The organism is Leucobacter ruminantium (assembly GCF_017565705.1).
GTDB lineage: Bacteria > Actinomycetota > Actinomycetes > Actinomycetales > Microbacteriaceae > Leucobacter > Leucobacter ruminantium.
The window spans coordinates 51805-78100 of the sequence record NZ_JAGDYL010000003.1; the positions used below are offsets into that span (position 1 = coordinate 51805).

The window sequence follows — 26296 nt, forward strand, 5'->3', positions numbered from 1 at the left end:
CTGCGCCTGTCGAAGGCGGCGCCCGTTCCGCGCGACCTCTAAGGCAACCTCTCGATAGAATGGAGATCATGCGACTGCAGCCCAAGCCCGCCGACTATCCGCGCATCCGGAAAGCGCTGAGCTTGTACAAGGTGACCTCGGTGATCACCGGCGTCATGCTGCTGCTGCTCTGCGCCGTGATGGTGATGAAATACGCCTTCGGCGTGCAGCTCTTCCTCTTCACCCCCGACGGCTTCGCGCACTTCTACCCGATCGCGCAGGAGGGGCTCGAGAGCGAGTTCAAGCCCGAAGGCTTCGATCTGTTCCGGGCCATCCTCATCGCGCACGGCTGGTTCTACGTCGTCTACCTCGTCTCGGACTTCATGCTGTGGAGCCCGATGCGATGGAGCTTCTGGCGCTTCATCCTCATCGCGCTCGGCGGCGTGATCCCCTTCATGTCCTTCTTCCTGGAGGCCCGCATCGTGCGCGAGGTCACCGAGTTCCTCGATTCGACCGCAGCCGTTCCAGCGGCTCCCGACTACGAAAGCGCAAAGGATCCCTCTTGACAGAACAGACCAACACGGCGCAGAAACCGGTTCTCGTCGTCGACTTCGGTGCGCAGTACGCGCAGCTGATCGCGCGCCGCGTGCGGGAGGCGGGGGTCTACTCCGAACTCGTGCCACACTCCATCACCGCAGCCGAGGTGGCCGCCAAGCAGCCGCTCGGCATCGTGCTGTCGGGCGGCCCCTCGTCCGTGTACGAGGAGGGTGCGCCGCGGCTCGACACCGGCATCTTCGACCTCGGCGTGCCCGTGCTCGGCATCTGCTACGGCTTCCAGGTCATGGCGAGCGCGCTCGGCGGAGTGGTCGGCAACACCGGCGACCGCGAGTACGGCGCGACCGAGGCGGTCGTCGTCGGCGGTGGCGGTGCGATCCTCGGCGGGCAGCCCGAGACCCAGAACGTGTGGATGAGCCACGGTGACGCCGTGCAGCAGGCACCTGAGGGCTTCGAGGTGCTCGCCCGCACAGCGGTCACCCCGGTCGCGGCGTTCGGATCGCCCGAGCGCAAGCTCTACGGCGTGCAGTGGCATCCCGAGGTGAAGCACTCCGATCACGGGCAGCGCATTCTCGAGAACTTCCTGCACGAGGTCGCCGGGATCCCCTCCGACTGGAACGCGGGCAACGTCATCGCCGAGCAGGTGGAGCGCATCCGCGCGCAGGTGGGCGATGCGCGCGTCATCTCCGCGCTGTCGGGCGGCGTCGACTCCGCCGTCTCGACCGCGCTCGTGCACAAGGCCATCGGCGACCAGCTGACCGCCGTGTTCGTCGACCACGGCCTGCTGCGCAAGGGCGAGCGCGAGCAGGTGGAGCGCGACTACGTCGAGTCGACCGGCGTGCACCTCATCACCGTCGACGCCGCCGACACCTTCCTCGGGCATCTCGAGGGCGTCACCGACCCCGAGCAGAAGCGCAAGATCATCGGCCGCGAGTTCATCCGCGCCTTCGAGAAGGTGCAGCTCGACCTCGTCGCCGAGGCAAAGGCCTCGGGTGAGAAGGTCAAGTTCCTCGTTCAGGGCACGCTCTACCCCGACGTGGTCGAGTCGGGCGGCGGCGCCGGCACCGCGAACATCAAGTCGCACCACAACGTCGGCGGCCTCCCCGAAGACCTCGACTTCGAGCTCATCGAGCCGTTGCGCACCCTGTTCAAGGACGAGGTGCGCGCGATCGGCCGCGAGCTCGGCATCCCTGAGGCCATCGTCGGCCGTCAGCCGTTCCCGGGCCCCGGTCTCGGCATCCGCATCGTCGGCGAGGTGACCCGCGATCGCCTCGAGACGCTGCGCGAGGCCGACGCGATCGCTCGCGAGGAGTTGACCGCGGCCGGTCTCGACCAGACGATCTGGCAGTGCCCGGTCGTGCTGCTCGCCGACGTGCGCTCGGTCGGCGTGCAGGGCGATGGCCGCACCTACGGCCATCCGATCGTGCTGCGTCCGGTCTCGTCGGAGGACGCGATGACGGCCGACTGGACCCGCGTGCCCTACGATGTGCTCGCACGCATCTCGAACCGCATCACGAACCAGGTGCCCGAGGTCAACCGCGTGGTGCTCGACGTCACCTCGAAGCCCCCGGGGACCATCGAGTGGGAATGAGCCGCGAAGCTGCGCATTCCCACTCGATCGAGGGGGCGGCCAGCCGCTCAAAGCAAAGCGGAGCTTTGCGCGGCGTTGCCGCTGAGCGCGCCCCCGCGCTCAGCCGACGTGCGGAGCACGGAGGATACTAGCCGCGAAGCTGCTCATTCCCGCTCGTAGAGCGCTGCGGCCCGGGTCGATCCGAAGGGATCGGCCCGGGCCGCTTGCGTGTCCTGAGCGGGGAGTGTGACAAGATATCGGGGTGCTTGGAGAACGCATTCGCAGACAGCGGCAGTCGATCGGAATGACGGCGCAGCAACTGGCGCGCGACGCCGGGCTGTCGCCGGCCCAGATCAGTCAGATCGAGCACGGGAACAGCGATCCGAGCCTCGACGCGCTGCGTCGGATCGCGCGTGCGCTGGGAACGCCGCTGTTCGACTTCTTCTCGGAGAGTGAGGACGGCCCCGTGCGCGTCGTGCGGGAGGACGAGCGCATGGTCGTGCGCACGCCGCGCGGTGGTCTCTCGTATTCGCGGGTGTCGCCGGGGAGCGGTCGGCTCGAGGTGCTGATGGGGGAGCTGGCTCCCGGGGCTGCGTCGAGTGAGGAGCCGTGGGCGCATGCGCCGAGCGAGGAGTGCGTGCTCGTGCTGGCGGGAACGCTGACGCTGGAGGTGAACGGCGAGGAGGTCGAGCTGGCTGCGGGCGACAGCGCGTATTTCGCATCTGCGCATCCGCACCGCTTCCTGAACCGGACCGAGGCGGTGGTGCGGTTCACGCTGTCGGTGACGCCGCCCAGCTACTGACCGCCGGGCCGGGCGCGTCCGATGGGGGAGTGCGCGTCTCCGACTCCGCGGTGAGCGAGCACCTCATCAGTTTCACTGATATTGAATTTCGCTTTTGTTTGAGTAAACTGAGTCGAGCGCGATCCTCGCGCCGCGGCACCGCGAACGGCGGTGCCCACTTCGAACTCAGAACAGACAAAGGTGCCTCATGAGTGAAGACCGGGCCGCAGCGCCCCTCCTCAGTTTCCGGATCGGCCTGCTCGGGGCCTTCATCGCGCCGATCGTGTTCGTCGTCTCGACGATCGTCTTCTTCGTGGTCTTCCGCGCGTTCGACATGAACGCGCTCACCGCAGCTGCCCTCGCGGGGCTCTTCATCGCGGCGCCCTTCGCGCGTCGCTACGACGCCTTCTGGGAGGCCGCGGCTCGGGGCGTCTCCTCGAAGACCTCCGTGATCCTGATCCTGCTCCTCTTCTCGATCGGCCTCACCTCCTCGCTCATCAAGTCGACCGGCATCTCCGAGGGATTCATCTGGTTGTCCCTGTCGCTCGGCGTGCACGGCGGCCTCTTCATCGCGATCACCTTCGCGGCCGTGTGTGCCATCGCCATGGCCACCGCATCGTCCCTCGGCACGATGTTCACCGCCTTCCCGATCTTCTACCCGGCCGGCTTCGTGCTGGGTGCCGATCCCGTGCTGCTCGCGGGTGCCATCCTGTCGGGCGCCCTCTTCGGCGACAACCTCGCTCCGATCTCCGACTCGACGGTCATCTCCTCGACGACGCAGCGCTACCGCACCAAGGACGGCACGGCCGAGGTGCCCGGCGTGGTCGGCAGCCGGCTGCGCTACTCGCTGACGGCCGCCGCCATCGCGTTCTGCCTCTTCCTCGGCATCGGAACGCTGGTCTCCCCGGGCAGCGAGGCCGTGGCCGGTGTCTCGCCCGACGACTTCTCTCCAGCCGGGCTCTGGATGCTCATCGCCGTCGTCGTGCTGCTCGGCACGGCGATCGTCACCCGCAACATCTTCAAGGCCGTGACCGCCGGCCTCGTATCGGGCATCGTGGTCGGCCTGCTGAGCGGCGTGCTCGAGCCCGCGGGCATCATCGGCGTCGAGGGTGACGCGATCACCGGCTTCCTCATCGGCGGGGTGGCGAACATCCTGCCCATCATCGGGCTCAACGTGGGTATCTTCGCGATGCTCGGCGTGCTCGAGAGCGCGGGCGTGCTCGACCGCCTCGTCGAGAAGGTCGTGTCGAGCGGCTGGGTCACCACGCCGCGACGCGCAGAGCTCGCGATCGGTGCCGGCATCCTCGCGACGACCACCCTCTTCGCCGGGGTCAACGGCCCGTCGATGCTGGTCTTCGGCCCGATCGCCGATCGCATCGGCGCCCAGGTGAAGCTGCACCCGTTCCGCCGCGCCAACGTCATGGACTGCTTCGCACTCGGCCTCGGCAGTGTCGTGCCGGTGGTGAGCTCCTTCCTGTTCATCGCGAGCCTGCTCACGGTCGATCAGGGATCCGCCCCGGCGCTCGACCCGATGTCGATCTTCACGGGCGCCTTCTACCCGCTCGTGCTCACCTGCGTCATCCTCACCGCTGTGCTCACCGGCTGGGGTCGCAGATACGAGGGCATCGGCGGTTCCGTCGAGAAGGATCCCTCGCGCGCGGCCGACCTCGATGCCGACGCGCCGCAGGCCGACCCGACCGCCGTCGGCGACCAGCGCACCCGCACCACGACCGAAACCCGCTAAGGAGAAACCATGTCCGCCACTCCCGCACCGCTCGCCCCTGCGCAGTTCCGCACGCTGTTCCCCGCCCTCGACGATGCGCCGCACTTCGCGAGCTGCAGCCAGGGCGCGCTCTCCGATCACCTCGCCCACACGATGCAGCGCATGACCGCCGGGCTCATGGACGCGCAGGCGCCGTGGGGCGCGTGGGTCGCCAAGGTGGAGGAGTACCGATCCCTCGCCGGCCGCTTTCTCGGCACCAGCGGGGAGAACGTCGCCGTCCTCTCCTGCGCTTCCGAGTGCGCCTTCCAGGTGGTCTCCTCGCTCGACTGGAGCGGCGAGCGCAACCGCCTCGTCACCTCGGATCTCGAGTTCCCCTCGGTCGGCAACGTGTGGCGCGCGCAGCGCGACGGGATCGACGTCGTGAACGTCGAGGGCGTCGAGGCTGCACTGCACGCCGACAACTGGATCCCGCTCATCGACGAGCGCACCAAACTCGTGTCGATCCCTCTCGTCAGCTACATCAACGGCACCCGCCCCGAGATCGAGCGCGTCGTCGAGCACGCCCACTCGGTCGGAGCGCTCGTGTTCGTGGACGCCTACCAGGGCGCGGGCGTCGTGCCCTTCTCGGTCGATGGGCTCGGCTGCGACTACCTCGTGACGGGCAACCTGAAGTACCTGCTCGGTCTGCCCGGCATCGCGATGCTCTACGTGCGCGACAGCGGGAACGTGGAGCGCCCCGCCGCCCTGACGGGCTGGTTCGGCCGGGTGAACCCGTTCGCGTTCGACCCCGCGGGCGTCGACTACCCGGCCAACGCGCGCCGTTTCGAGCTGGGCACCCATCCGATCCCCTCGGCCTACGCGGGCGTCGCCGGCTTCGAGATGGTCGCGAAGCTCGACCCCGCCGCCGCGTGGGAGCACATCGTGGGGCTTCGCGAGTACCTCGCCGAGCAGCTGCGCGGGCTCGGCCTGCAGCTCGACTACCCGGAGGACGCCGCGCACCGAGGTCCCCAGGTGGCCGTGATCGGCGAGGATCCCGACGATCTCGCCGCGCGCCTCGCCGAGCGGCGCATCGGCACCTCGCCCCGAGGTGAGCGGCTGCGCCTCTCGCTGCACGCCTACTCGGCCGAGCGCGACATCGACGCGCTGGTCTCGGCGCTGCGCGAGGTGCGCTGACGCGACGGCGGCGTTCGGGCGGGGATCGCGAGGGATCCCCGCCCGAACGGGGTCGAGGGATCGCCTCACTCAGCCGCGCCTGTCAGACTGGGGGAGTGCCGGATACTCAGAACGGCCGCGTTGCGGTCTACCTCGACTTCGATAACATCGTGCTCTCCTGGTACGACCGGGTGCACGGTCGCAATTCCTTCGCGAGGGATCGCCAGCGCATCGCCGAGAATCCCGACGACCCGGAGATCGCCGCGCGGTTGCGCGCCGCGGTCGTCGACGTCGGCGCGATCATCGACTACGCATCCTCGTTCGGCACGCTCGTGCTGACGCGCGCATACGCCGACTGGTCGGCGCCCATGAATGCGGAGTACCGCTCCCAGCTCGTGGCCCGCGCGGTCGACCTCGTGCAGCTCTTCCCGGCGGCGGCCTACGCGAAGAACGGAGCGGACATCCGCCTCGCGGTCGACGCGGTGGAAGACATGTTCCGGCTCGACGACCTCACCCACGTCGTGATCGTGGCCGGCGACTCCGACTACGTGCCGCTCGCGCAGCGCTGCAAGCGGCTGGGCCGCTACGTCGTGGGTATCGGCGTGGCCGGCTCCACGGCGAAGGCGCTCACGGCGGCCTGCGACGAGTTCGCCTCGTACGACGCCCTGCCCGGCGTCGAAGCCGTCGAGCGCGAGCAGCCGGCCAAGCGCCAGCGCCGCGGCAAGGGGGCGGACGCCCCGCAGCGGGAGGAAGCGCCGGCGAAGCGGAAGCCCGAGACCGCGGCCGAGCACGCCGCGCCCGAACCCGAGCTCGAAGACCTCGACGCCTTCACCGACTCGGATGACGATTCCGAGGTCGCGGTGACCGGACTCCTCATCCGGGCGCTCTGGCTCAGCCAGGACAAGGACGACTCGGGCTGGCTGTACAGCTCCGCGGTGAAGCAGCAGATGCGGCGCATGGATCCCTCGTTCAACGAGAAGGCGCTCGGCTTCCGCACCTTCTCCGACTTCCTGCGCTCCCGCTCCGACGTGGTCGAACTCGAGGAGACGGGGCACGAGCGGCTCGTGCGACTGCGCGATCAGTCGTAGGAGACTCGGCTCGGACATGAGAAGACGGGAGGGCCCGGCCATTCGGCCGGGCCCTCCCGTCTTCTCTGCGAAGGCGCGGTCAGTCGCCGCGCAGAATCGCGAGAATGCGCAGGATCTCCACGTACAGCCAGATGAGGGTGACCATGAGGCCGAACGCGGCCGACCACGCCCACTTCTCGGGAACGCGGTTGCGCACGCCGTTCTGGATCAGTTCGAAGTCCATGACGAGCGAGTACGCCGCGAGCAGCACCGCGAGCGCACCGATGGCGACTCCCAGCCAGCCCGAGCGCATACCCCATGGGTTGTCGGTGAGACCGAACATGACCATCACGAAGTTCACGAGCGAGAAGGCCGCATAGCCGACGAGCGCGATGAGGAAGATCTTGTTGAGCCTGGGGCTCGTGCGCACCTTGCCGCTGCGGAAGAGCAGCAGGGTCACCGCGAACACCGAGAGCGTGCCGATGATCGCCTGCGAGACGATGCCAGACCACTGCGCCTCGAAGATGCCCGAGATGCCGCCGAGGAAGACGCCCTGGAACACGGCGTAGAGCACGATGAGAGGGACGCTCGGCTGCTTCTTGAAGGAGTTGACGAGACCGAGCACGAGGCCGATGATCGCGGCGGGCAGGGCGAGGATCGGCATGAACCAGCCGACGGCGCCGAACGCGAGCACGACGAGGAAGAGCACCAACGTCTTGGAGATGGTGTTCTCGTAGGTCATCGGCTTGTCGGAGGGCGTGATGACCGGGGGCTGCTGGGCGCCGAAGCCGGCCTCCGTCGCAGGCTCGTCGATGCCGGGGCGGTGCGTCTGCGCCGCCGGCTGCTCGTAGATGCGGCGCAGCTCATCGGCGGTCAGCGACCTGCCGTTGAGCGCCGGGTTGTTGCTGAGGGCGGGGTTGCTCATGCGTCGGAATCCTCTCCTGGCGTATGGGCCTGATGGGTATGGTGATTCCAGACTACCCAGCTCGGGCTTTGCGGGGGCTGTGACTTCGCATTTCCCCTAGGCTGGTGCGCATGCGGTATTCGGAGCAGGCGCCCCTGATCATCGGACATCGTGGGGCGTCCGGGTACCGTCCCGAGCACAGCGAGTCGGCCTACCGGCTCGCATTCGAGCTCGGCTCCGACCTCGTCGAGCCCGACATCGTGGCGACCCTCGACGGCGTGCTCGTCGTGCGGCACGAGAACGAGATCTCGGGCACCACCGACGTCGCGGAGCACCCCGAGTTCGCGGATCGCCGCACCACGAAGACGGTCGACGGCGAGAGCCTCACGGGCTGGTTCACGGAGGACTTCACCTGGGCCGAGCTGTCGACCCTGCGCTGCCGCGAGCGGCTGAGCGGCACGCGCCCCGGCAACCGCGACTACGACGGAGCCGAACCGCTGCTGCGTCTGCGCGACGTGCTGGTGATCGTCGACGAGGAGTGCGCTCGGCTCGACCGGCCTCTCGGCGTGGTCGTCGAGGTGAAGCACGCCCGCTACTTCCTCGACCTGGGCATCGACCTCGGCGCGCTGCTGCTCGACGAGCTCGCGGCGACGGGGTGGGACGCGCGCCCGGAGCGGCTCGTGGTCGAGTCGTTCGAGCTGGGCGTGATCGATCGGCTGCGCGACGCAGGTCTGCCCGCCTCCTACGTCTTCCTGATGGAGGTGCCGGGCGGGCCCGCCGACGAGCCGCTGCCCGGCGCACCCTCGCGCGACTACGGGTGGTACCGCGGCGACGCCGGCCTCGAACTGCTCGCGGGCCGCGTCGACGGCATCAGCGTGGACAAGTCGCTGCTCGTCGGCGATTCCGGGCAGGATCTCGTCGGGCGCGCTCACGAGCGCGGCCTGCTGGTCTTCACCTGGACTCTGCGGCCCGAGAACCGCTTCCTGAGCCGGGGCCGCCGCACTGCGGGCGAGACGGCCGAGTGGGGCGACTGGGCGGGGGAGTTCGGTGCCGTGCTGCGCACGGGCGTCGACGGGATCTTCGTCGATCACCCCGATCTCGGGTGCTCGGCTCGCGAGGCGCTGGCCGCGGGCGGCGCGTAGGGATCCCTCGCCGACCCTCGACCCAGCAGCACCGCCGTCGCGACCGCGATCGTGCCGCAGAGCGCCGTCGCGAAACCGAGCCCCGAGACCGTCACCCAGAACGCCGCCGCGAAGGCGAGCCCCGCGGCGACCACGACCGCCGCGGGCGACGCCGCGCGCTCCGCGAGCGCGGCGGGCACCCGCTCGAAGCGCCCGAGGGGCGCCCCGAGCAGCACGACGATCGCGAGCACCGCGAGGTAGACGAGCGGGCGCGTCGCCCACCACGCCGCCGATGCGGGAGCCGGTCCGCCTCCGGGCAGCAGCAGGCCGAGGCCGGTCAACGCGATGATCACCGGCAGATGCCAGAGGTAGACCGTCATGGCGCGCGAGCCGACCAGGAAGGCGACCGCCTGAACGGGGCGAGCCGCCATGCACCGCCGCAGCGTCGGTCGCAGCAGCTCGAAGAGGGCGATCTGCGAGACGCCGAGCAGGGCGAGCGAAACCGTGGGCGGGTTGAGGTTGTGCAGCATGTCGGGGGAGTGCCAGCCCGCGGCGACACCGGCCCACAGCAGCAGGTAGCCGGCGGCCGCGACGGCGAGCAGCCGGGCGGCGCCTCCGCGCCGCTGGGCGATACGGGAGAGCGATCCGTCGAGCAGCATGAAACCGAGCTGCTGCACGAAGCACCACACGAAGACGAAGTTCAGCCAGCCGATCGCGTCGACGCCGGTCGCGACGCGGAGCGCGTCGACGGCGACCGCGGCGAGCAGCAGCGCCGCGAGCGCGGGCGTGCGGGCGCGGTCGTGCAACCGCGCGAACAGCGGCACCGCGCTCTGCGCCAGCAGGAACGCGGCGAGGAACCACAGCGGCGTGCCCGCACCCGCAGCGACCGCGTCGAGCAGTGCGGGATCGACGCCTGCCGCCCTGCCTCCCGCGAGCACCGCGAGCCAGAGGACGAAGAAGGGCAGAGCCGGACGTGCGAGCCGCAGCACCCGGCCGCGCACGTAGTGCCACCACCGCTCGCCGCGCGCCGCCGCGCTGCGCCAGGACCGGATGCCCGTGTAGCCGCCCAGCACGAAGAACAGCGGCATGATCTGACCGACCCAGGTCGCCGCCGCGAACCACGGCTGCGCCTCGAGCGGGCGAGACAGCACGACCCCGTCGGGCCCGGCCTCCGCGCCGATCATGAGCAGGTGGATGAGCACGACGAGCAGCAGAGAGCCGATGCGCGCCGCGTCGATCGAGAGGTCTCGGGCCGCAAGGGATCCCTCGCCCGAACCGCGCGGCGGAGCACCGCCCGCCGCGCGCCCCGGCTCGGGAGCGGTCGGCATCAGCCGCGCACCCCGCTGCACTCCCCGACCAGATTGCGCTCCATGAGGGATCGCAGCTCGTCGCCGCGGTACCCGAGGTCGAGCAGGTATCCGAGTTTCGCGATCGCCGCCTCGACCGTGAGGTCGGATCCGTCGATCACACCGGTGGCGGCGAGCTCGCGGCCGACGGCGTAGCGGCCCAGGTCGACGCCGCCGATCGCGCACTGGGTGATCGCGACGACTGGGATGCTCGCCGCGATCTCGCGCAGGGCTCCGAGCATGCCCGGCCGGGCCATGGGGCCATTGCCGCTGCCGTAGCACTCGAGCACGATCCCCTGGGGGCCGGCCCCGGCCGCGGCGGTGAGGTCCGCCGCGGTGACGGCCGGGGTGAAGCGGAAGGCGAGCACGCGGGCCGACCTGGTGGGGCCGTCGCCGCTGCGGCTCGCCGGGACGCCCTCGGGGCTCGCGGCGAGCGGCAGTTCGGCGCGGAAGGCCTGGAACGCGCGGCTGTCGTGCTTGGTCGCCCGGACCGCGGGCAGCAGCCCGCCGCCGAAGGCGATCGACGCGGGCGCGCCCGGGGAGGCCCGCACCGCGGTGCGCAGCGCGAGCGACAGGTTGTCGAACGCGTCGGTGCCGAGAGATCCGTGAGGCAGCTGGCTGCCGGTCACGACGACAGGGGCGCCGAGGTCGGCGAGGTCGAATGCGAGCCTCGCCGCAGTGTAGGCGAGCGTGTCGGTGCCGTGCGTCACGACGACGCCGCGGGGGCGTTGCAGGCGGGCGCGGGCGCGGATGGCGCGCGCGATGCCCGGCGCCGTGTCGGCGTCGGCGTTCGAGCTGTCGATGGCGGGGAGGAGGTGGTTCACGCGGTGCTCGATGCCGAGGGGGCGGCAGACGCGCGCGACGACGCCCTCGAGGATGTCGGGGAACTCGGGATCGGGGGCGAGCCCCGCTTCGGTCTCGCGCATGCCGATCGTGCCGCCCGTCGCGAAGACCAGAACTCCTGCCATCCGTCTATTGTCGCACCGGAGCGGGGCGCGGGAGGACCGGGGCCTCGCGGGAGGCGCGGTCGCGCGGTGCGGCCGGCGGGCGCGGCGCCGTTGTCAGGGGTCGAGCCTAGACTTGAGGGCGATGAGCGAATTCGAACTTCTTGATCCCTCGGGAATCCCGGTCGGCGACGGTTTCGGCGGCGGCGACGCTCCCGGGGGCGCCGGCGGCGACCCGCTGCTCGACGGGCTGAACCCTGCGCAGGAGCGCGCGGTCACGGCCCGCGGCCCCGCTCTGCTCATCGTCGCGGGGGCGGGGTCGGGCAAGACCCGCGTGCTCACCCACCGCATCGCGCAGCTCATCCGCGGCCGTGAGGCGTGGCCGAGCCAGATCCTCGCGATCACCTTCACGAACAAGGCCGCGGCCGAGATGCGGGAGCGTCTCGAAGGGCTGCTGGGCTCGGGCGTCGAGGGCATGTGGGTGTCGACGTTCCACTCGGCGTGCGTCAGGATCCTGCGCCGCGAATCCGAGCGCTTCGGCTACGTGTCGGGCTTCACGATCTACGACTCGGCCGACAGCAGGGCGCTCCTCAAGCGGATCATCAAGGAGCTCGACGCCGACAGCTACGGATTCACACCGGCGAACGCGGGATCGAAGATCTCCCGACTCAAGAACGAGCTCACCGATGTCGACGGCTACCGGGCGACGATGAACGAGAGCGACCCGAGGGATCGCCTGTTCGTCGAGATCTTCTCCATGTACCAGCAGGAGCTGAGGCGGGCGAACGCGTTCGACTTCGACGACCTCATCGGACAGACGGTGCAGCTCTTCCGCTCCCATCCCGATGTCGCTGCGGTCTACCAGCGGCGGTTCCGCCACATCCTCGTCGACGAGTACCAGGACACCAACCACGCGCAGTACGCGCTGATCCGGGAGCTCACGAGACCGGTAGAGCCGGAGCAGGTCGAGGGGCTGACGCCCCCCGCGAGGGATCGCGAGCTCGACGCGTCGGGCCGCATCCCGGGGGCCTCGCTCACGGTCGTCGGCGACTCCGACCAGTCGATCTACGCCTTCCGCGGCGCCGACATCCGCAACATCGTCGAGTTCGAGCGCGACTTCGCGGGAGCCGAGGTGGTGAAGCTCGAGCAGAACTACCGCTCCACGCAGAACATCCTCTCCGCGGCGAATGCCGTGATCGGCAACAACTTCGATCGGCAGGAGAAGAACCTCTTCACGACCGCGGGCGACGGCGAGAGGATCGTCGGCTTCACCGGGTACTCGCAGCACGACGAGGCGCGCTTCGTGGCGGAGGAGATCGAGGATCTGCATCGGGCAGGCGTCGCCTACGGCGACATCGCCGTCTTCTACCGCACCAACTCGCAGACGCGGGCGCTCGAGGAACTGCTCATCCGCTCGGCCGTGCCCTATCGCGTGCTCGGCGGCACGAAGTTCTACGAGCGCGCCGAGATCAAGGACGCGATGGCCTACCTCACGAGCATCGCGAACCCCTACGATCCGATCGCCTGGTCTCGGCTGCTGGGCGCGCCGAAGCGCGGCATCGGACCCATGGCCGAGGCGCACCTGGCGAACTTCCAGGAGGCGCAGGGCATCTCCTTCCTCGACGCGATGCTGCGCGCCGATGAGGTCGCGGCGCTGGGGCCGAAGCCGAGGTCGACGGTCAAGGAGCTCGGGGCGCTGCTCATCCGCGCCGCGCGCATGGCCGCGGGCGGCGGGGCCACCGACGAGCCGGGGAGCGGGGAGAAGGCGCCGGCACCGGTCGGCGACGTGCTGAAGCTGATCCTCGACGAGACCGAGATGATCGAGAAGCTGCGCGCGAAGCGCGATCCGCAGGACGACGCGCGGGCCGAGAACCTCGAGGAGCTCATCGCGGTCGCCCGCGAGTTCGACGCGAAACAGCCGGGGGCGGGCCTCCTCGCATTCCTCACCGAGGTCAGCCTGGTCGCCGCCGCCGACGACCTCGACGACACCAGCGGTACGGTCTCGCTCATGACCATGCACACCGCGAAGGGACTCGAGTTCAAGGCCGTGTTCATCACCGGTGTCGAGGAGGGGCTGCTGCCGCACCAGATGTCGGTCGACGAGATCGGCGGCATCAACGAGGAGCGACGCCTCATGTACGTCGGGATCACGCGAGCGCGCGAGCGCCTGTACCTCACGCTCGCCTCGACGCGCGCCACCTTCGGCGACGTCTCCGTCGCGATGCCCTCGCGCTTCCTGCAGGAGATCCCCGAGGGGCTCATCGACTGGCGGCAGTCGCCCGGTGAGGTCACCGGCCGCGGCGGAACGGAGTCGCGGGCGCTCAACGCGCCGCGCGGTTCCTCATCGGGAGCGAGCGGCTACGGTTCGCGTTCGCGCGGCCGCGTCGACTCGTCGGTGTCGTTCGGAGCGTCGGGCGCGGCCGGTCGGGGCTCCGGCTCCGCCGCCGTGAGCGAGCCGGCGAGCGGCAACATGCAGTCGGCGCTCGACAAGTGGCGCGAGCGCAAGCGCCTCGCGAAGGAGGCCCAGGCGTCGGGCGGCGGCTTCCCGAACATGATCGGCGGAGCCACCCGGGACAACGGCGATCTCGAGCTCGCGCCGGGCGACCGGATCAAGCACGACGAATACGGCGAGGGCCGGGTCTCGGCGATCACCGGCGCAGGCTCGAAGCGGGTGGCGCACGTGGTCTTCGAATCGGTCGGCGAGCGCAAGCTGCTCGTCAAACTCGCGCCGATCTCCAAGGCCGAGTAGCCGCGTCCTGCGGCGAGACGCCCAGCGCCCGCACCACCCGAAAGGACGCGCCGTTCCGATGCGCAGCCGCCAGAACCCCTCCGCGTCATCGTCCGACCGCCGCGCCCGCGCGGCGGTCGCCGTGCTGTTCCTCACCAACGGCGCGCTGTTCGCCAACATCCTGCCCCGCTATCCCGAGATCAAGGAGCACCTCGGTCTGGGGAACGCGGCCTACGGCCTCTCGGTCGCGGCCTTCCCCGCCGGGGCGATCCTCGCCGGCCTCGCCGCGGCCGCCCTGATCAGGCGATTCGGGTCCGCGAGAGTGGCGGTCGCCGGCACGGTGCTCACGAGCCTCGGGCTGCTCGTCGCGGGTCTCGCGCCGAGCGCGCCCGTCTTCGTGCTGGGTCTGTTCGTCGGCGGCGCCATGGATGCGATCACCGATGTCGCGCAGAACGCCCACGGGCTGCGGGTGCAGCGGAGATACGGTCGCTCTATTCTGAACTCCTTCCACGCCGTGTGGTCGATCGGCGCCGTCGCGGGCGGATCCATGGCCGCGGCGGCGATCGCGCTGAGACTGCCCATCGGCGTGCACCTCGGGATGTCGGCGGCGCTGTTCTCCGCGCTCTCCCTCGTGGCCCTGCGCTTCTGCCTGCCGGGCCGCGACGATGAGGGGGACGAGCGGGCGGTCGCCGGCCCGGAGGAGATCCGTGCGGGGCTGCGCTCGGTCATCACCCCGCGCATCGTGCTCGTGCTCATCGCGCTCGTGGTGATCGCGGTGGCCGGCACGGTCGTCGAGGACGCGGGCAGCTCCTGGGCCGCCCTCTACCTGTCCTCCCTCGGAGCACCGTCTGCCGTCGCCGCGCTGGGGTTCATCTCCCTGGTCGGTGCGCAGTTCGTCGGCCGTCTCGTCGGAGACGGCATGGTCGACCGTTTCGGGCAGAGGGCGGTCGCCCGAGCCGGCGGAGTCGTCGCGGCTCTCGGGATGGGCGCAGCTCTCGCGTTCCCGAGCATCCCCGGAACCGTCCTGGGGTTCGCGACGGCCGGTCTGGGCGTCGCCACCCTGGTGCCCGCCGCGATGCACGCCGCCGACGAGCTCCCCGGGCTGCGTCACGGCACCGGTCTGACCGTCGTCTCCTGGCTCATGCGTCTGGGATCCCTGCTGTCTCCGCCGCTCGTCGGAATGATCGCCGATGCCTCGAGCCTCAGGGCCGGACTGCTCCTCGTGCCCGCCGCGGGTCTGGCCGTGGTGCTCCTGGCCGGAGCCCTGCGGGGGCGGGGGCCGATCCCTCGCTGAACCTCGGGCGTCGACGGTGTCCGTTCTCACCGTCGGCGCTCCTCCGCGCCGCTGCGATCCGAACCCGATGCGTCATCGGTCGAAACGGCTCCGGCGAGATTCCTCACCACGCGGATGATCCCTCACGGAATCGGCAGAAGAATGCTGGAGGGCGTTTCGGCAACCCCGCCGCGCGCCCGCGACCCCAGCTGCAAAGGAGCAATGCATGACGAGCCCGCCCGCCGGAACGGCGAACTCCACCTCGATCGACTACGCGAAATGGAACCGCCTGCACACGCTCGCCGCGTTCTGCACGCTCGGCGGCACCGCGCTCGACGGGTACATCCTGGGCGTCGTCGGCGGTGCGATCGGCGCCGCCACAGATGAGCTCCACTTCTCCGCGCTCAGCCAGGGGCTCATCGGTGCGAGCGCGCTCATCGGAATCTTCATCGGCGGCATGGTGCTCGGCAGGGCGGCCGACCGCTGGGGCAGGCGCGTCGTCTTCCGCTGGAACCTCATCGCCTTCGTGATCCTCTCCGTTCTGCAGCTGTTCGCCGTCACCACATGGGATCTCGCGATCTACCGCATCCTCATCGGCGTCGCGATCGGCGTCGAGTACGCCGTGGGCGCCGCGCTGCTGTCGGAGTTCCTGCCGGCGCGGGTGCGCGGCATGTTCCTCGCCGCTCTCCAGTCGACCTGGTTCCTCGGATTCGTCGGCGCGAACTTCGTCGCGCTCGCCTGGGCAGACGTCAACTGGCGGGTGGTGCTCGCCAGCAGCGCCATCCCCGCGGTCATCATCGCCATCGCGCGCATCAAGCTGCCCGAGTCGCCGCGGTGGCTGCAGTCGCAGGGCAGGGCAGACGAAGCTCAGGCGATCGTCGACCGGCACTTCCCGCCTGGTACGACCCTCCCCGAGGTGCAGCAAGCCGAAGAACGCGGACGCTTCTCCGAGCTGTTCGACCGCCGCAACTGGAAACTCACCACCTACGGCGGCCTGTTCTGGGCGTGCCAGGTCGGTCCGCTCTTCGCGATCTTCACCTTCATCACCCCGGTGCTCGACGACCTCGGCCTGCCGCAGGGTTTCAGCCGCGATTTCATCATGAACATGCTGCAGTTCGCGGGCGCGGTCGTCTTCATCTGGGTGCTCGTCGCGATGACCCGGCGCAGTTTCGCGATCTCGACATTCGGAGTGACGCTCGCCTCCCTGCTCGTGCTCGGCATCTTCCCGAGCGCGCCGCTCGCCGTGCTCGCGATCGCCACCGGCGTCTACCTGTTCGTCGCATCGGGCGCCTCGAACCTCCAGTTCGTGTACCCGTCCGAGATGTTCCCGACCCGTCTGCGCACATCGGGCGTCGGCTTCTCCGCCTCGATGAGCCGCTTGGGCGCCGCCCTCGCCACGTATCTCATGCCCGTCCTGATCGCCGCAGTCGGAGTCAACGCCTCGCTCCTGCTGCTTGCGCTCTTCCCGCTCGTCGGCCTCATCGCGTCGATTCTCTGGGCCCCCGAGACGAGCAAGACCCCCATTCGCTGAGGGATCCCTCGCGTCGTATCAACCACCCGACCAACCGTTCCAGATCGAAGAAAGAAGCAGCGATGTCTCAGATCACCCGCGGCCAGAACCTCCGCTACCTCTCCCGGAAGGACGTCGAGAACCTCGGCATCTCGCGTCGAACGGTGCTCGACCACGTGCGACGCGCGCTCGTCGAGCACGGGCACAAGCGCACCGAGATGCCGGCGAAGATCGGAGTGCACCCCTACGAGGACGTCTTCTTCCACGCCATGCCCGCCTTCATCCCCGAGATGGACGTCGTCGGCGCGAAGTGGATCGAGTGCTACCCGCGCAACCCGCGGGAGTTCGGTCTGCCGCAGACGACGGGCGTGCTGTGCCTCAACGACGTCGAGACCGGTGTGCCGCTCTCGATCATGGACTGCACCTGGCTCACCGCCGCCCGCACCCCCGCCGTGACGGTGCTCATGGCGAAGGAGCTGCACCCCGGCGCGCGCAGCTTCGGCATGTTCGGCGCGGGCGTGCAGGGACGCGAGCACGTGCGCTACGCAGCGGAGCACCTCGACTCGCTCGAGGAGATCGTCGTGTTCGACCGCTTCCCCGAGGTCGCGGAGCGGCTCGTCGCCGATCTGCAGCCCGAGACCGGCGTGAAGCTCCGTGTGGGCGCATCGATCGAGCAGGTGGTGAAGGAGTGCGAGGTGCTGAGCTCGGCGACGCTCGTCGTACGGGAACCTCTGGCGCTCGCGAAGAGCGAGTGGGTGTCGGCGGGGCAGACGATCCTGCCCTGCGACCTCAACACCTTCTGGGATCCCGAGATCCCGATGCGCGCCGACGCCTACATCACCGACTCGACCGAGGAGCACGATCTCTTCGTGGAGATGGGGTACTACCCAGGGGGTAGCCCCCGGATCGCTGCCGAATCGGGTGAGGTGCTGGCGGGGCTGAAGCCGGGCCGCACCTCTCCCGACCAGCTCATCGTCAACAGCAACATCGGCATGGCGGTCTGCGACATGGCCGTCGCGGCGGCGATCCACGAGGCCGCGGAGGCGGCAGGGGCCGGACAGCTGCTGGAACTCTGAGCCGGTCGCGGCGGCCCTCCCCGGTTCAGGAGAGCGCGTCGCGGTCGGATACGATGAACCCCGAGAGGAGGTGGGTCGCGCGTGCAGAACACTCTCGTCGATGAGGTGCAGCTGCTCATCGACCGGCTCGCGACCCGCCTCCAGCAGTCCATCGCGATCGACGCCCGCGACGGGGAACTCATCGCGGTCAGCCGGCACTTCGGCGACGCCGATCCCTATCGGATGCATCTGCTGCTGCACCGCACCATGCCGCCGGGGGCGCGGGACTACTTCTCCTCCTTCGTGAGGGATCTCAGCGGCTCCGCTCCCGTGCGGGTTCCGGGGAACCCGCAGATGTCCATCGAGCCGAGATGGTGCTACCCCGTGGGCGACGGTCTCGCCTATCTCTGGATCATCGATCGCGGGGTGCATCTGCCCGGCGACGAGATCGAGCGCTACTGCAGACAGCTCGCCATGATCCTCGAGGAGCGCACGACGGCGCAGGACGGGGACAGCACTGGGGTCGGGACGGCCGGGTGGCTGCGCGAGCTCGTGCTCGGGCGAGAGGCCGCGACGCCGGAGCCGGAGGCGGGAAGGCTCTTCGCCGTCATGGCGTACTGCGCCTCGGGAGAGGAGCATGATTCGCTGCACGAGCTCCTGAAGCGCGCGCTCCGACCCGCATCGCTCTGCGGCCTCTCGACGGCGACGGTGCTCGACGCCGACGGATTCGCCGTGGCGGTGCTCGCGGGGGAGGGCGACGACGGCATCGTCGACCGCGGAGCGTTGGAGTGGGTGCGCACGGAGGGTACCAGGAGCATGCGGGAGATCGGGCTCGACCGCGGAGCGGGCCTCGCGGGTCTCGCGTCGGCCTCCGAACTGCGCGCGCTCTACGCCCGGGCCGCGATCTCGGCGGTGCTGTGCAGGGAGCTCTACCGGAGCGAACCCGTGGTCGGGTGGAGCCGGGTGGCCGGCCTGGCAGCCGCGGTCGCACCGGCGCAGCCGCCGCACGCGATCGAAGAGAGCCGCACCGGAGCGCTCGCCGCGGCGCTCCGCGACCCCGAGAGCTTCGCCTTCGACACGGTCGGGGCGCTGCTCCGCTCCGATCAGGAGACGGGACCGGCGGCGCTGCTCCACGTGCACCGCACGACCGTGAACTACCGCCTGCATCAGCTCGCCGACGCGACGGGAATCGATCTCGCCGTGCCTTCCGACCGCTTCCTCGCCTTCGTCGAGTGGCTGCGAGTCGCGCTCGAGCGCGAGATTCCCGCCGACCTCATGGCGGCGGCGCACGCGGTGTGAGCGTGTCGCGCGCCGCGCATTCCGCGGATGTCGGGGGAGCGGCGTAGGGTCGATGTCATGACCGATTCAGCGCTGAGCGTCTGGCCCGCGATCGTCGAGGACGCGCGGCGCTACCCGAGCCCGCACAACTCGCAGCCGGTGAAACTGCGTCCGACGGGCCCTCTGACCGCAACGCTGTACTACGACCTCGACCTCGGGCTCCCGGCCGAGTCGTTCGGCATCCCCTTCGCGCACGTCTGCGCCGGCGTATTCCTGGAAACACTGCGGGTCGTGGCCCGTGCCGCGGGCTACGAGGTCTCCGAGCGTCTCGACCTCGCCGAGATGGACTTCGAAGGATCCGAGCGCCTCCACCGCTTCGCCGAGGTCGAACTCGAGCCGCTCGATCTCTCGGAGAAGGAGCGGGCGGAGGCCCGCATCGCCCTCGAACGGCTCCGCACCAGGCGCACGTCCCGGCGGCCCTACACGAGCCGCACGGTTTCCGTCGACGTGCTGCGCGGAGCCGAGCGGATCTGCACCGAGGCGGGCTACGAGTTCCGCAGCACCGACGACCGCGCGCTCGTCAAACGCATCGTGCACGTCAACCAGGCGACCCTCTTCGACGACCTCGAGAACGACGCCGTCTACGACGAGATCATGACATGGCTCAGATTCTCGAAGCGAGAGGCCGCCGAGAAGGCGGACGGCCTGTCGGCCGAGGCGATGCTGCTGCCCGGCCGCATCCTGCGCTTCGCGATGGGGCACCGCGGCCTGTGGCGCGCCCCGGTGATCGGAGCCGCCATCCGGGGCGTCTATCTCAACACCATGCGCGGCGTGCACCAGCTCGGCTGGCTCGAGGGGCCGTTCGCGGGTCCAGGGGACTACATCGAGGCCGGCCGCACCTTCATGCGCGTCTGGCTCGAGCTGCATCGCAACGGCGTCGTGCTGCACCCCTTCGGCACGGTGATCACGAACCCGCGCTCCCACGAGCTGTTCGCAGACGCCGTCGGGGCGCGCGAGGGCGACGGCCGTATGGCCTGGATGCTGTTCCGCTTCGGCTACAGCCCCTACCCGCCGCTCGCGCACCGCAGAAGCGCGGCCGCCATGCTGCTGGAGAACGAGAGCGCCGCGACCGCGGCCTCGGGAGAGGAGGCGCGATGAAGCGCTGGGTCACATTCGCACTGCTCGCCGTGCTGGAGCGGGCGGTGCGGCTGCTCATGCCGCGCGTCGGCACCCACCGCATCCTGCTCGCCCCCGGCATCGAGCCGCTGCGGTGGAAGCTGGGGCGGCTGCGCGCCTGGCGCACCTTCGAGCAGACCGCGAAGCGGGTGCCGGCCTACCGCGAGTTCCTGGCCGAGCGCGGCTTCCCGCGCCGACTCGACACGAGCGCGGGCGTCGAATCCGCGCTCCTCACCATCCCCGAGATGGACAAGGACTCCTACGTGAAGCGGTGGTCGATCCCCGAACGCTGCCTCGACGGCAGGATCCCTCGCCGCGGCGTGATCGTCGATGAATCGAGCGGCAGTTCGGGAACGCCGACGAGCTGGATCAGGGGGCCGCGCGAACGCATGGCGACACGGCAGATCCTGCAGCTCGGCTACTCGAACACCGCGCAGTCGATGAAGTATCCGCCGTTCGTGCTCAACGCCTTCTCGCTCGGCGCGTGGGCCACCGGCATGAACGTCACGACCTCGCTCACCGACGTGAGCATGATCAAGTCGATCGGGCCCGACAAGAACAAGATCATCCAGACGATCCAGGAGTTCGGGCCGAAGCACACCTACGTGATCCTGAGCTACCCGCCGTTCCTGAAGTCGCTCTTCGACGACACCCGCCTCGACTGGTCGAAGTACGACATCGTCGCGGCGTTCGGCGGCGAGGGCATCAGCGAGAGCATGCGCGACCGCATCCTCGAGGTGGCCCACTCCGCGTACGGCAGCTACGGCGCGAGCGATCTCGAGATCAACCTCGCACTCGAGACCGACTTCACGGTCGAGCTGCGGCGCGCGATCGCGGCGAGTCCCGAACTCGCGAAGCGCGTCAGCAAGCGTGCCGAATACGGCGTGCTGCCCATGATCTTCCAGTTCAACCCGTTCAACTACCTCATCGAGACCAACGCCGAGGGCGAGCTGCTGGTGACGATCGTGCGTTCCGAGAATCTGAACCCGCGCATCCGCTACAACATCCACGACCGCGGCCACGTGATGCGCGTCGCCGAACTCGAACCGGTGCTGCGCGAGCTCGGGCTGCAGCGCGTGCTGAAGTCGAAGCTGCTCGACCTGCCGCTGCTCTTCCACTACGGACGCAGCGACCTCTCGGTCGACTTCAACGGCGCGGTCGTGGGGCCCGACTCGCTCCGCGACGTCATCAACGCCCACGAACTCCTGCTCGGCATCGTCGAGAACCACCGTCTCATCTCCTTCGAAGACGGCAGCGGTAACCGTCAGCTGCACCTCGCCATCCAACTGGTCGAGGGATCGGACACCGCCGATCTCGATGCGGAGAGGCTCGCCGCGGAGGTCTTCGCCGAGCTGCGCCGCGCGAACGGCGACTTCCACAACGCGATCCTCACCTCGGACGACGCGATGCTGCCGACCCTGGCCTTCTACCGATTCCGCGAGGGGCCGTTCGAGAACGACGGGGCGAAGCTGAAGAACGAGTACGTCGCGCACCTCGACGCAGGGCAGCTCGGCTCGGCAGGGCTCGACCTGTCCATCATGGCGGCGAAGCAGCTGCCGCTGAGCTGAGCCGGCTCAGCCGAGGACGGTGCGGTAGTCGTCGAGCGCCTGGAGGAACTCGTTCTCCTCGGCCGTCGCGTCTCCGTCGGCCCGGGCCCACACGTGCATGTGCGCAGCGACCATGCCGTGGACCAGGGTCACCGCGAGCGTGGCCTCCCGCTCCGGCGAATCGAGCTTGGCGTGCTCCGGGTGCTCGCGCAGCCACGCGATCGTCACCGTCGTAAGGTGGTACGACGACTCGAGCAGCGTGGAGATCGTGAGGCGCACGGCCTCGGGCTGCTCGGCCATGAGCCTCGCCCTCAGTCGTGCGACCTCGGCGTTCACCTGGCGGTGGCCGATCGCGGCGAAGAGCAGCCGGAAGATGCCGAGCGGCAGGTTGTCGGGGCTCGAGTCGAGCACTTCGAACGCATCCGATCCCTCGGGGATGCCGATCGCGCGACCGACGATCGCGTAGTCCCGCGCCGGAAAGTAGTTGAAGAAGGTGCTGCGAGAGATGTCTGCCTGCTCGCAGATGGCCTCGACGGTGACGTTCTCGACGCCGTGCTCGAGGGCCAGACTGACCGCGGAGGTCTCGATCGCGTTCTCGGTCGCGCGGCGCTTCCGCGCACGGAGCCCTTCGGGCTTCGGAGCTTCGGTCATGCTCACTCTAGAGCTCTCCTCTCGGCGGCGAACGGTGCCGGTGCGCACGTGGTTCGCGCTTCGAGTGTAACGATCGCGGCTGAAGACGAGGTCAGATTCTGGCCCGTGTCCCGACTCTCATGAGAATCCCTGGTGAGGTGGGTTTCCCCATGAGCGGGGAGGTGCCTGACCTCACGCTGTGACGGGTGCCCCGCGGGTCGCGGTGCTAGAATTCGGGATTGGTCGACTTATCTCGACGTCGAGACATTTTTCTGCCTCGGATCACCCCGACTCCCAAACGAAGGACAGTACGTGGATCTGTACGAGTACCAGGCACGAGATCTTTTCGAGCGATACGGAGTGCCGGTGCTTGCCGGCATCGTCGCGGACACCCCCGAAGAGGTGAGGGCGGCCGCCGAGAAGCTGGGCGGCGTCGTCGTCGTGAAGGCGCAGGTCAAGACCGGCGGCCGCGGCAAGGCCGGCGGCGTGAAGGTCGCGAAGAACCCCGATGAGGCCTACGAGGCGGCGCAGGCCATCCTCGGCCTCGACATCAAGGGCCACGTGGTGAAGCGCGTGATGGTGGCGGCGGGCGCCGACATCAAGCAGGAGTTCTACTTCTCGGTGCTGCTCGACCGTGCGAACCGCTCCTACCTCTCGCTCTGCAGCGTCGAGGGCGGCATGGACATCGAGCAGCTCGCCGTCGAGAAGCCCGAGGCGCTCGCGCGCGTCGAGGTGGATCCGATCACCGGCATCGATGCAGCCAAGGCCGAGGAGATCGCCCGCGCGGCGAAGTTCCCCGAGGAGCTCGTCGGCAAGGTCGTGCCCGTCTTCCAGAAGCTGTACGAGGTCTACACCGGTGAAGACGCGACCCTGGTCGAGGTCAACCCGCTCGTGCTCACGGGCGAGGGCGAGATCATCGCCCTCGACGGCAAGGTCTCGCTCGACGCCAACGCCGACTTCCGCCAGCCCGAGCACGAGGCGCTCGAGGACAAGGCCGCCGAGGATCCGCTCGAGGCCAAGGCGAAGGCGCAGGATCTCAACTACGTGAAGCTCGACGGCGAGGTCGGCGTGATCGGCAATGGCGCCGGTCTCGTGATGTCGACGCTCGACGTCGTCGCCTACGCGGGCGAGAACCACGGCGGAGTGAAGCCCGCCAACTTCCTCGACATCGGCGGCGGCGCCTCGGCCGAGGTCATGGCGGCCGGCCTCGATGTGATCCTCGGCGACCCGCAGGTCAAGTCGGTCTTCGTCAACGTCTTCGGCGGCATCACCGCCTGCGACGCGGTCGCCAACGGCATCGTCGGTGCGCTCGAGAAGCTCGGCGACGCCGCGAACAAGCCGCTCGTCGTGCGGCTCGACGGCAACAACGTCGAGGAGGGCCGCGCGATCCTCAACCAGGCGAACCACCCGCTCGTCGTGCAGGCAGCCACCATGGACGAGGGCGCCGACAAGGCCGCCGAACTGGCCAACGCCCGCTAACCGACGAGACTCACGGAAAGAAGCAACAGAATGTCGATCTTCCTGAACAAGGATTCCAAGGTCATCGTCCAGGGCATCACCGGCGGCGAGGGCACCAAGCACACCGCGCGCATGCTCGCCGCGGGCACGAACATCGTCGGCGGCGTGAACGCGCGCAAGGCGGGCACCACCGTCTCGCACGTCGATGCCTCCGGCGCTCAGGTCGAGTTGCCGGTGTTCGCCTCGGTCGCCGAGGCGATGGCCGAGACCGGCGCCGACGTGTCGGTCGCCTTCGTGCCCCCGGCCTTCACCAAGGACGCCGCGATCGAGGCCATCGACGCCGGCATCGGCCTGCTGGTGATCATCACCGAGGGCGTGCCCGTCAAGGATTCGGCCGAGCTGTGGGCGCACGCGAAGGCCACGGGCGGCAAGACCCGCATCATCGGCCCGAACTGCCCCGGCATCATCACCCCCGACGAGGCGCTCGCCGGCATCACGCCCGCGACCATCACGGGCAAGGGCCCGATCGGCCTCGTCTCGAAGTCGGGCACGCTGACCTACCAGATGATGTACGAACTGCGCGATCTCGGCTTCTCGACCGCGATCGGCATCGGCGGCGACCCCATCATCGGCACCACCCACATCGACGCGCTCGCCGCGTTCGAGGCCGACCCCGAGACGAAGGCGATCGTGATGATCGGCGAGATCGGCGGCGACGCCGAGGAGCGTGCGGCCGAGTTCATCAAGGCCAACGTCACCAAGCCGGTCGTCGGCTACGTCGCGGGCTTCACCGCCCCCGAGGGCAAGACGATGGGTCACGCCGGCGCGATCGTCTCCGGCTCGGCCGGCACCGCGCAGGCGAAGAAGGAGGCCCTCGAGGCCGCCGGCGTCAAGGTGGGCAAGACCCCCACCGAGGCCGCGAACCTGCTGCGTGAGGCATTCGCAGCGCTGTAAGCGCGTCGGCGTTCACGCGCGAATGCTACTGGCGCCACTGCGCCAGTACAACGCGCTGTAAGCGCGTCGGCGTTCACGCGCCGAGCTGCGAGGCTCCCGCTCCCCGAGCTTGTCGAGGGGGGGCGGGAGCCTTGTGTTGTGCGGGTGCCGCGTCCGATGTTCGTCGCACGGGGCCGGCGCCCGGGGCCCGAGTCGGCGCCGCCGCATACGCCTGCGCTCGCCGCGAGATGAGGGCTTCTGCACGAGATGCCCCCTCGTTCCCGGGCAATAGGGGGCATCTCGTGCAGACGCACGGGTGTCGTACTCCGCGCCCCCGGGGGGAGCCCGAGGAGTGCGGGGAGCGCGGGGCCCGCGGCGACGGGATGCCCTGGGCGCTCACTACACTGGAGCGCATGACGCAACCCCAGGCCGGTAGTGACTGCCCCGCCGATCACGACGGAACGCTGCGCGTTTCGCCCAGTGCGATCGGCGCCCACCTCGTCGGCAGCATCAACTTCGACGACGCCGAGACCACGATGCGCACCGCCGCAGAACACCTCGGCGACCGACTCAAGCGCATCCCCGACGGTGAGGTGGGGGAGCGCTTCCACTGGATCGTGTTCCAGGCCGATCGCCTCGGACAGGCGGACGGTATCGAGCGCGTCGGCGACACCCCGATCCCTCTCCGCATGCTCGACATGCGCCAGGTGCGCCTCGCCGACGGCGTGCGCGCCGAAGACCTCGATCTGCCGCCGCTCGGCTACGCCGATGCCGCGCTCGACTCGTGGGCCGTCTTCGCGAGGCTGAAGCGCGAGGGCGTCGTCCCGGCGGGTACCCGATTCCAGGTGTCGCTGCCGACCCCGCTCGGCGTCGTCGGCAGCTTCGTCCGCGCCGAGGACCGCGCCGAGTTCGAGCCGGTCTACGAGCGGGCGCTCGCTGCCGAACTCGATCGCATTCTCACCGAGATCCCCCACGACGAGGTTGCGATCCAGTGGGACGCCGCGCTCGAGTTCGCGATGCTCGAGGGGCAGACGAGCTTCACGGGGCAGCCCTACGAGTGGTTCGACGACGTCTGGGCCGGCACAGCCGAGCGCCTCGCCCGCCAGATCGACCGCGTTCCCGCCGACGTCGAGGTCGGCGTGCACCTCTGCTACGGCGACGTCGCCGAGAAGCACTTCGTCGAACCGCGCGACGCTGAGCACCTCACCCGCTTCGCGAATCTCGTCGTCGAGCGGGCGCGCCGCGACCTCACCTGGCTGCACCTGCCGGTGCCGATCGAGCGCGATGACGACGCCTACTTCGAGCCCCTCGAGCGGCTCGCGATCCCCGCGGAGACCGAGCTCTACCTCGGCCTCGTGCACCGCGAGGACGGGGCCGAGGGCGCCGAGCGCCGCATCGCGGCAGCACGGCGGCATGTCTCCCGCACCTTCGGGGTTGCGACCGAGTGCGGTTTCGGCCGTGCACCGGAGGGGACGACCGTGCCCCTCTTCGAGGCGCACCGGGCCGTCACCGCGTCCTGGTAAGGGGGCGCCGTCGCGCCCCCGTGGCTACAGGGGAGCGCGCCCA

At 69.7% G+C, this 26296-nt stretch carries 21 protein-coding genes; 17 read left to right on the plus strand and 4 right to left on the minus strand.

From position 1 onward, the window contains the following. Nucleotides 1–68: 68 nt before the first annotated feature. The 6 genes from J4H91_RS02415 (at nucleotide 69) to J4H91_RS02440 (ending at nucleotide 6848) form a co-directional block, all read left to right on the plus strand. Nucleotides 69–545: a DUF3817 domain-containing protein gene (locus J4H91_RS02415; RefSeq protein ID WP_208044661.1), complete on the plus strand. Its 477-nt coding sequence runs from the start codon at nucleotides 69–71 to the stop codon at nucleotides 543–545. Next, the gene (gene guaA, locus J4H91_RS02420) at nucleotides 542–2125 is read left to right on the plus strand and encodes a glutamine-hydrolyzing GMP synthase (protein ID WP_208044662.1); all 1584 of its coding nucleotides are present in this window, start codon (nucleotides 542–544) and stop codon (nucleotides 2123–2125) included. The genes J4H91_RS02415 and guaA overlap by 4 nt, the downstream gene beginning before the upstream one ends. Nucleotides 2126–2366: 241 nt before the next feature. Next, on the plus strand, nucleotides 2367–2906 hold the full coding sequence (locus tag J4H91_RS15845; RefSeq protein ID WP_341783396.1) for a helix-turn-helix domain-containing protein: 540 nt from the start codon (nucleotides 2367–2369) through the stop codon (nucleotides 2904–2906). A gap of 187 nt (nucleotides 2907–3093) precedes the next feature. Beyond that, nucleotides 3094–4629 carry a Na+/H+ antiporter NhaC family protein gene (locus tag J4H91_RS02430; protein WP_208044664.1) on the plus strand — a complete coding sequence of 512 codons (1536 nt, stop codon included), beginning with the start codon at nucleotides 3094–3096 and terminating at the stop codon, nucleotides 4627–4629. 9 nt (nucleotides 4630–4638) lie between these two features. Then, nucleotides 4639–5781 carry an aminotransferase class V-fold PLP-dependent enzyme gene (locus J4H91_RS02435; protein ID WP_208044665.1) on the plus strand — a complete coding sequence of 381 codons (1143 nt, stop codon included), beginning with the start codon at nucleotides 4639–4641 and terminating at the stop codon, nucleotides 5779–5781. Nucleotides 5782–5876: 95 nt separating this feature from the next. Then, nucleotides 5877–6848, plus strand: a complete 972-nt coding sequence (locus J4H91_RS02440; RefSeq protein WP_208044666.1) for an NYN domain-containing protein — start codon at nucleotides 5877–5879, stop codon at nucleotides 6846–6848. Between the two features lie 79 nt (nucleotides 6849–6927). Here the strand turns inward: J4H91_RS02440 and J4H91_RS02445 are convergent, their stop codons facing one another. Next, on the minus strand, nucleotides 6928–7752 hold the full coding sequence (locus J4H91_RS02445) for a Bax inhibitor-1/YccA family protein (protein ID WP_208044667.1): 825 nt from the start codon (nucleotides 7750–7752) through the stop codon (nucleotides 6928–6930). Nucleotides 7753–7862: 110 nt separating this feature from the next. On the opposite strand from J4H91_RS02445, the gene J4H91_RS02450 reads away from it, so the two are divergent. Continuing rightward, a complete protein-coding gene (locus J4H91_RS02450; RefSeq protein WP_208044668.1) occupies nucleotides 7863–8873 on the plus strand; it encodes a glycerophosphodiester phosphodiesterase family protein in 1011 nt (336 codons plus the stop codon). On the opposite strand, the gene J4H91_RS02455 is transcribed toward J4H91_RS02450, so the two are convergent. Together J4H91_RS02455 and J4H91_RS02460 are read right to left on the minus strand one after the other, a co-directional pair. After that, nucleotides 8819–10180, minus strand: a complete 1362-nt coding sequence (locus J4H91_RS02455) for an acyltransferase family protein (protein WP_208044669.1) — start codon at nucleotides 10178–10180, stop codon at nucleotides 8819–8821. The two genes, J4H91_RS02450 and J4H91_RS02455, sit on opposite strands and share 55 nt — an antisense overlap. Next, nucleotides 10180–11166 (minus strand): asparaginase domain-containing protein, encoded by a 987-nt coding sequence (locus J4H91_RS02460; RefSeq protein ID WP_208044670.1) that lies wholly within the window; start codon nucleotides 11164–11166, stop codon nucleotides 10180–10182. Before J4H91_RS02460 ends, J4H91_RS02455 begins: the two co-directional genes overlap by 1 nt. A gap of 121 nt (nucleotides 11167–11287) precedes the next feature. Here J4H91_RS02460 and J4H91_RS02465 point away from each other — a divergent pair, with 121 nt between their 5' ends. From J4H91_RS02465 to J4H91_RS02495, 7 genes are all read left to right on the plus strand, one after another. After that, entirely contained in the window at nucleotides 11288–13891 is a 2604-nt protein-coding gene (locus J4H91_RS02465) for an ATP-dependent helicase (protein WP_208044671.1), read from the plus strand. A gap of 58 nt (nucleotides 13892–13949) precedes the next feature. Further along, a complete protein-coding gene (locus tag J4H91_RS02470; RefSeq protein WP_208044672.1) occupies nucleotides 13950–15164 on the plus strand; it encodes an MFS transporter in 1215 nt (404 codons plus the stop codon). A gap of 205 nt (nucleotides 15165–15369) precedes the next feature. Then, nucleotides 15370–16674, plus strand: a complete 1305-nt coding sequence (locus tag J4H91_RS02475) for an MFS transporter (protein ID WP_208044673.1) — start codon at nucleotides 15370–15372, stop codon at nucleotides 16672–16674. Nucleotides 16675–16736: 62 nt separating this feature from the next. Then, nucleotides 16737–17729: an ornithine cyclodeaminase family protein gene (locus tag J4H91_RS02480; protein WP_208044674.1), complete on the plus strand. Its 993-nt coding sequence runs from the start codon at nucleotides 16737–16739 to the stop codon at nucleotides 17727–17729. A gap of 81 nt (nucleotides 17730–17810) precedes the next feature. Beyond that, nucleotides 17811–19007 carry a helix-turn-helix domain-containing protein gene (locus J4H91_RS15850; protein WP_208044675.1) on the plus strand — a complete coding sequence of 399 codons (1197 nt, stop codon included), beginning with the start codon at nucleotides 17811–17813 and terminating at the stop codon, nucleotides 19005–19007. Between the two features lie 57 nt (nucleotides 19008–19064). After that, a complete protein-coding gene (locus J4H91_RS02490) occupies nucleotides 19065–20144 on the plus strand; it encodes a hypothetical protein (protein WP_208044676.1) in 1080 nt (359 codons plus the stop codon). Then, nucleotides 20141–21730, plus strand: a complete 1590-nt coding sequence (locus J4H91_RS02495; RefSeq protein ID WP_208044677.1) for a phenylacetate--CoA ligase family protein — start codon at nucleotides 20141–20143, stop codon at nucleotides 21728–21730. The genes J4H91_RS02490 and J4H91_RS02495 overlap by 4 nt, the downstream gene beginning before the upstream one ends. A 6-nt stretch (nucleotides 21731–21736) precedes the next feature. Here the strand turns inward: J4H91_RS02495 and J4H91_RS02500 are convergent, their stop codons facing one another. Further along, nucleotides 21737–22360 (minus strand): TetR/AcrR family transcriptional regulator, encoded by a 624-nt coding sequence (locus J4H91_RS02500; protein ID WP_208044678.1) that lies wholly within the window; start codon nucleotides 22358–22360, stop codon nucleotides 21737–21739. 291 nt (nucleotides 22361–22651) lie between these two features. On the opposite strand from J4H91_RS02500, the gene sucC reads away from it, so the two are divergent. The 3 genes from sucC (at nucleotide 22652) to J4H91_RS02515 (ending at nucleotide 26253) form a co-directional block, all read left to right on the plus strand. Beyond that, entirely contained in the window at nucleotides 22652–23818 is a 1167-nt protein-coding gene (sucC, locus tag J4H91_RS02505; protein ID WP_208044679.1) for an ADP-forming succinate--CoA ligase subunit beta, read from the plus strand. 30 nt (nucleotides 23819–23848) lie between these two features. Next, nucleotides 23849–24751 (plus strand): succinate--CoA ligase subunit alpha, encoded by a 903-nt coding sequence (gene sucD, locus J4H91_RS02510; RefSeq protein ID WP_208044680.1) that lies wholly within the window; start codon nucleotides 23849–23851, stop codon nucleotides 24749–24751. A gap of 392 nt (nucleotides 24752–25143) precedes the next feature. Continuing rightward, nucleotides 25144–26253, plus strand: a complete 1110-nt coding sequence (locus J4H91_RS02515; protein ID WP_243752552.1) for a hypothetical protein — start codon at nucleotides 25144–25146, stop codon at nucleotides 26251–26253. Nucleotides 26254–26296 lie beyond the last annotated feature (43 nt).

Excerpts from the sequence above, each read along its gene's own strand:
- J4H91_RS02415 (WP_208044661.1), top strand. The coding sequence starts at position 69 with ATGCGACTGCAGCCCAAGCCCGCCGACTATCCGCGCATCCGGAAAGCG.
- J4H91_RS02430 (WP_208044664.1), top strand. The coding sequence starts at position 3,094 with ATGAGTGAAGACCGGGCCGCAGCGCCCCTCCTCAGTTTCCGGATCGGC.
- J4H91_RS02435 (WP_208044665.1), top strand. The coding sequence starts at position 4,639 with ATGTCCGCCACTCCCGCACCGCTCGCCCCTGCGCAGTTCCGCACGCTG.
- J4H91_RS02445 (WP_208044667.1), bottom strand. The coding sequence starts at position 7,752 with ATGAGCAACCCCGCCCTCAGCAACAACCCGGCGCTCAACGGCAGGTCG.
- J4H91_RS02450 (WP_208044668.1), top strand. The coding sequence starts at position 7,863 with ATGCGGTATTCGGAGCAGGCGCCCCTGATCATCGGACATCGTGGGGCG.
- J4H91_RS02455 (WP_208044669.1), bottom strand. The coding sequence starts at position 10,180 with ATGCCGACCGCTCCCGAGCCGGGGCGCGCGGCGGGCGGTGCTCCGCCG.
- J4H91_RS02460 (WP_208044670.1), bottom strand. The coding sequence starts at position 11,166 with ATGGCAGGAGTTCTGGTCTTCGCGACGGGCGGCACGATCGGCATGCGC.
- J4H91_RS02465 (WP_208044671.1), top strand. The coding sequence starts at position 11,288 with ATGAGCGAATTCGAACTTCTTGATCCCTCGGGAATCCCGGTCGGCGAC.
- J4H91_RS02470 (WP_208044672.1), top strand. The coding sequence starts at position 13,950 with ATGCGCAGCCGCCAGAACCCCTCCGCGTCATCGTCCGACCGCCGCGCC.
- J4H91_RS02475 (WP_208044673.1), top strand. The coding sequence starts at position 15,370 with ATGACGAGCCCGCCCGCCGGAACGGCGAACTCCACCTCGATCGACTAC.
- J4H91_RS02480 (WP_208044674.1), top strand. The coding sequence starts at position 16,737 with ATGTCTCAGATCACCCGCGGCCAGAACCTCCGCTACCTCTCCCGGAAG.
- J4H91_RS02490 (WP_208044676.1), top strand. The coding sequence starts at position 19,065 with ATGACCGATTCAGCGCTGAGCGTCTGGCCCGCGATCGTCGAGGACGCG.
- J4H91_RS02495 (WP_208044677.1), top strand. The coding sequence starts at position 20,141 with ATGAAGCGCTGGGTCACATTCGCACTGCTCGCCGTGCTGGAGCGGGCG.
- J4H91_RS02500 (WP_208044678.1), bottom strand. The coding sequence starts at position 22,360 with ATGACCGAAGCTCCGAAGCCCGAAGGGCTCCGTGCGCGGAAGCGCCGC.
- sucD (WP_208044680.1), top strand. The coding sequence starts at position 23,849 with ATGTCGATCTTCCTGAACAAGGATTCCAAGGTCATCGTCCAGGGCATC.
- J4H91_RS02515 (WP_243752552.1), top strand. The coding sequence starts at position 25,144 with ATGACGCAACCCCAGGCCGGTAGTGACTGCCCCGCCGATCACGACGGA.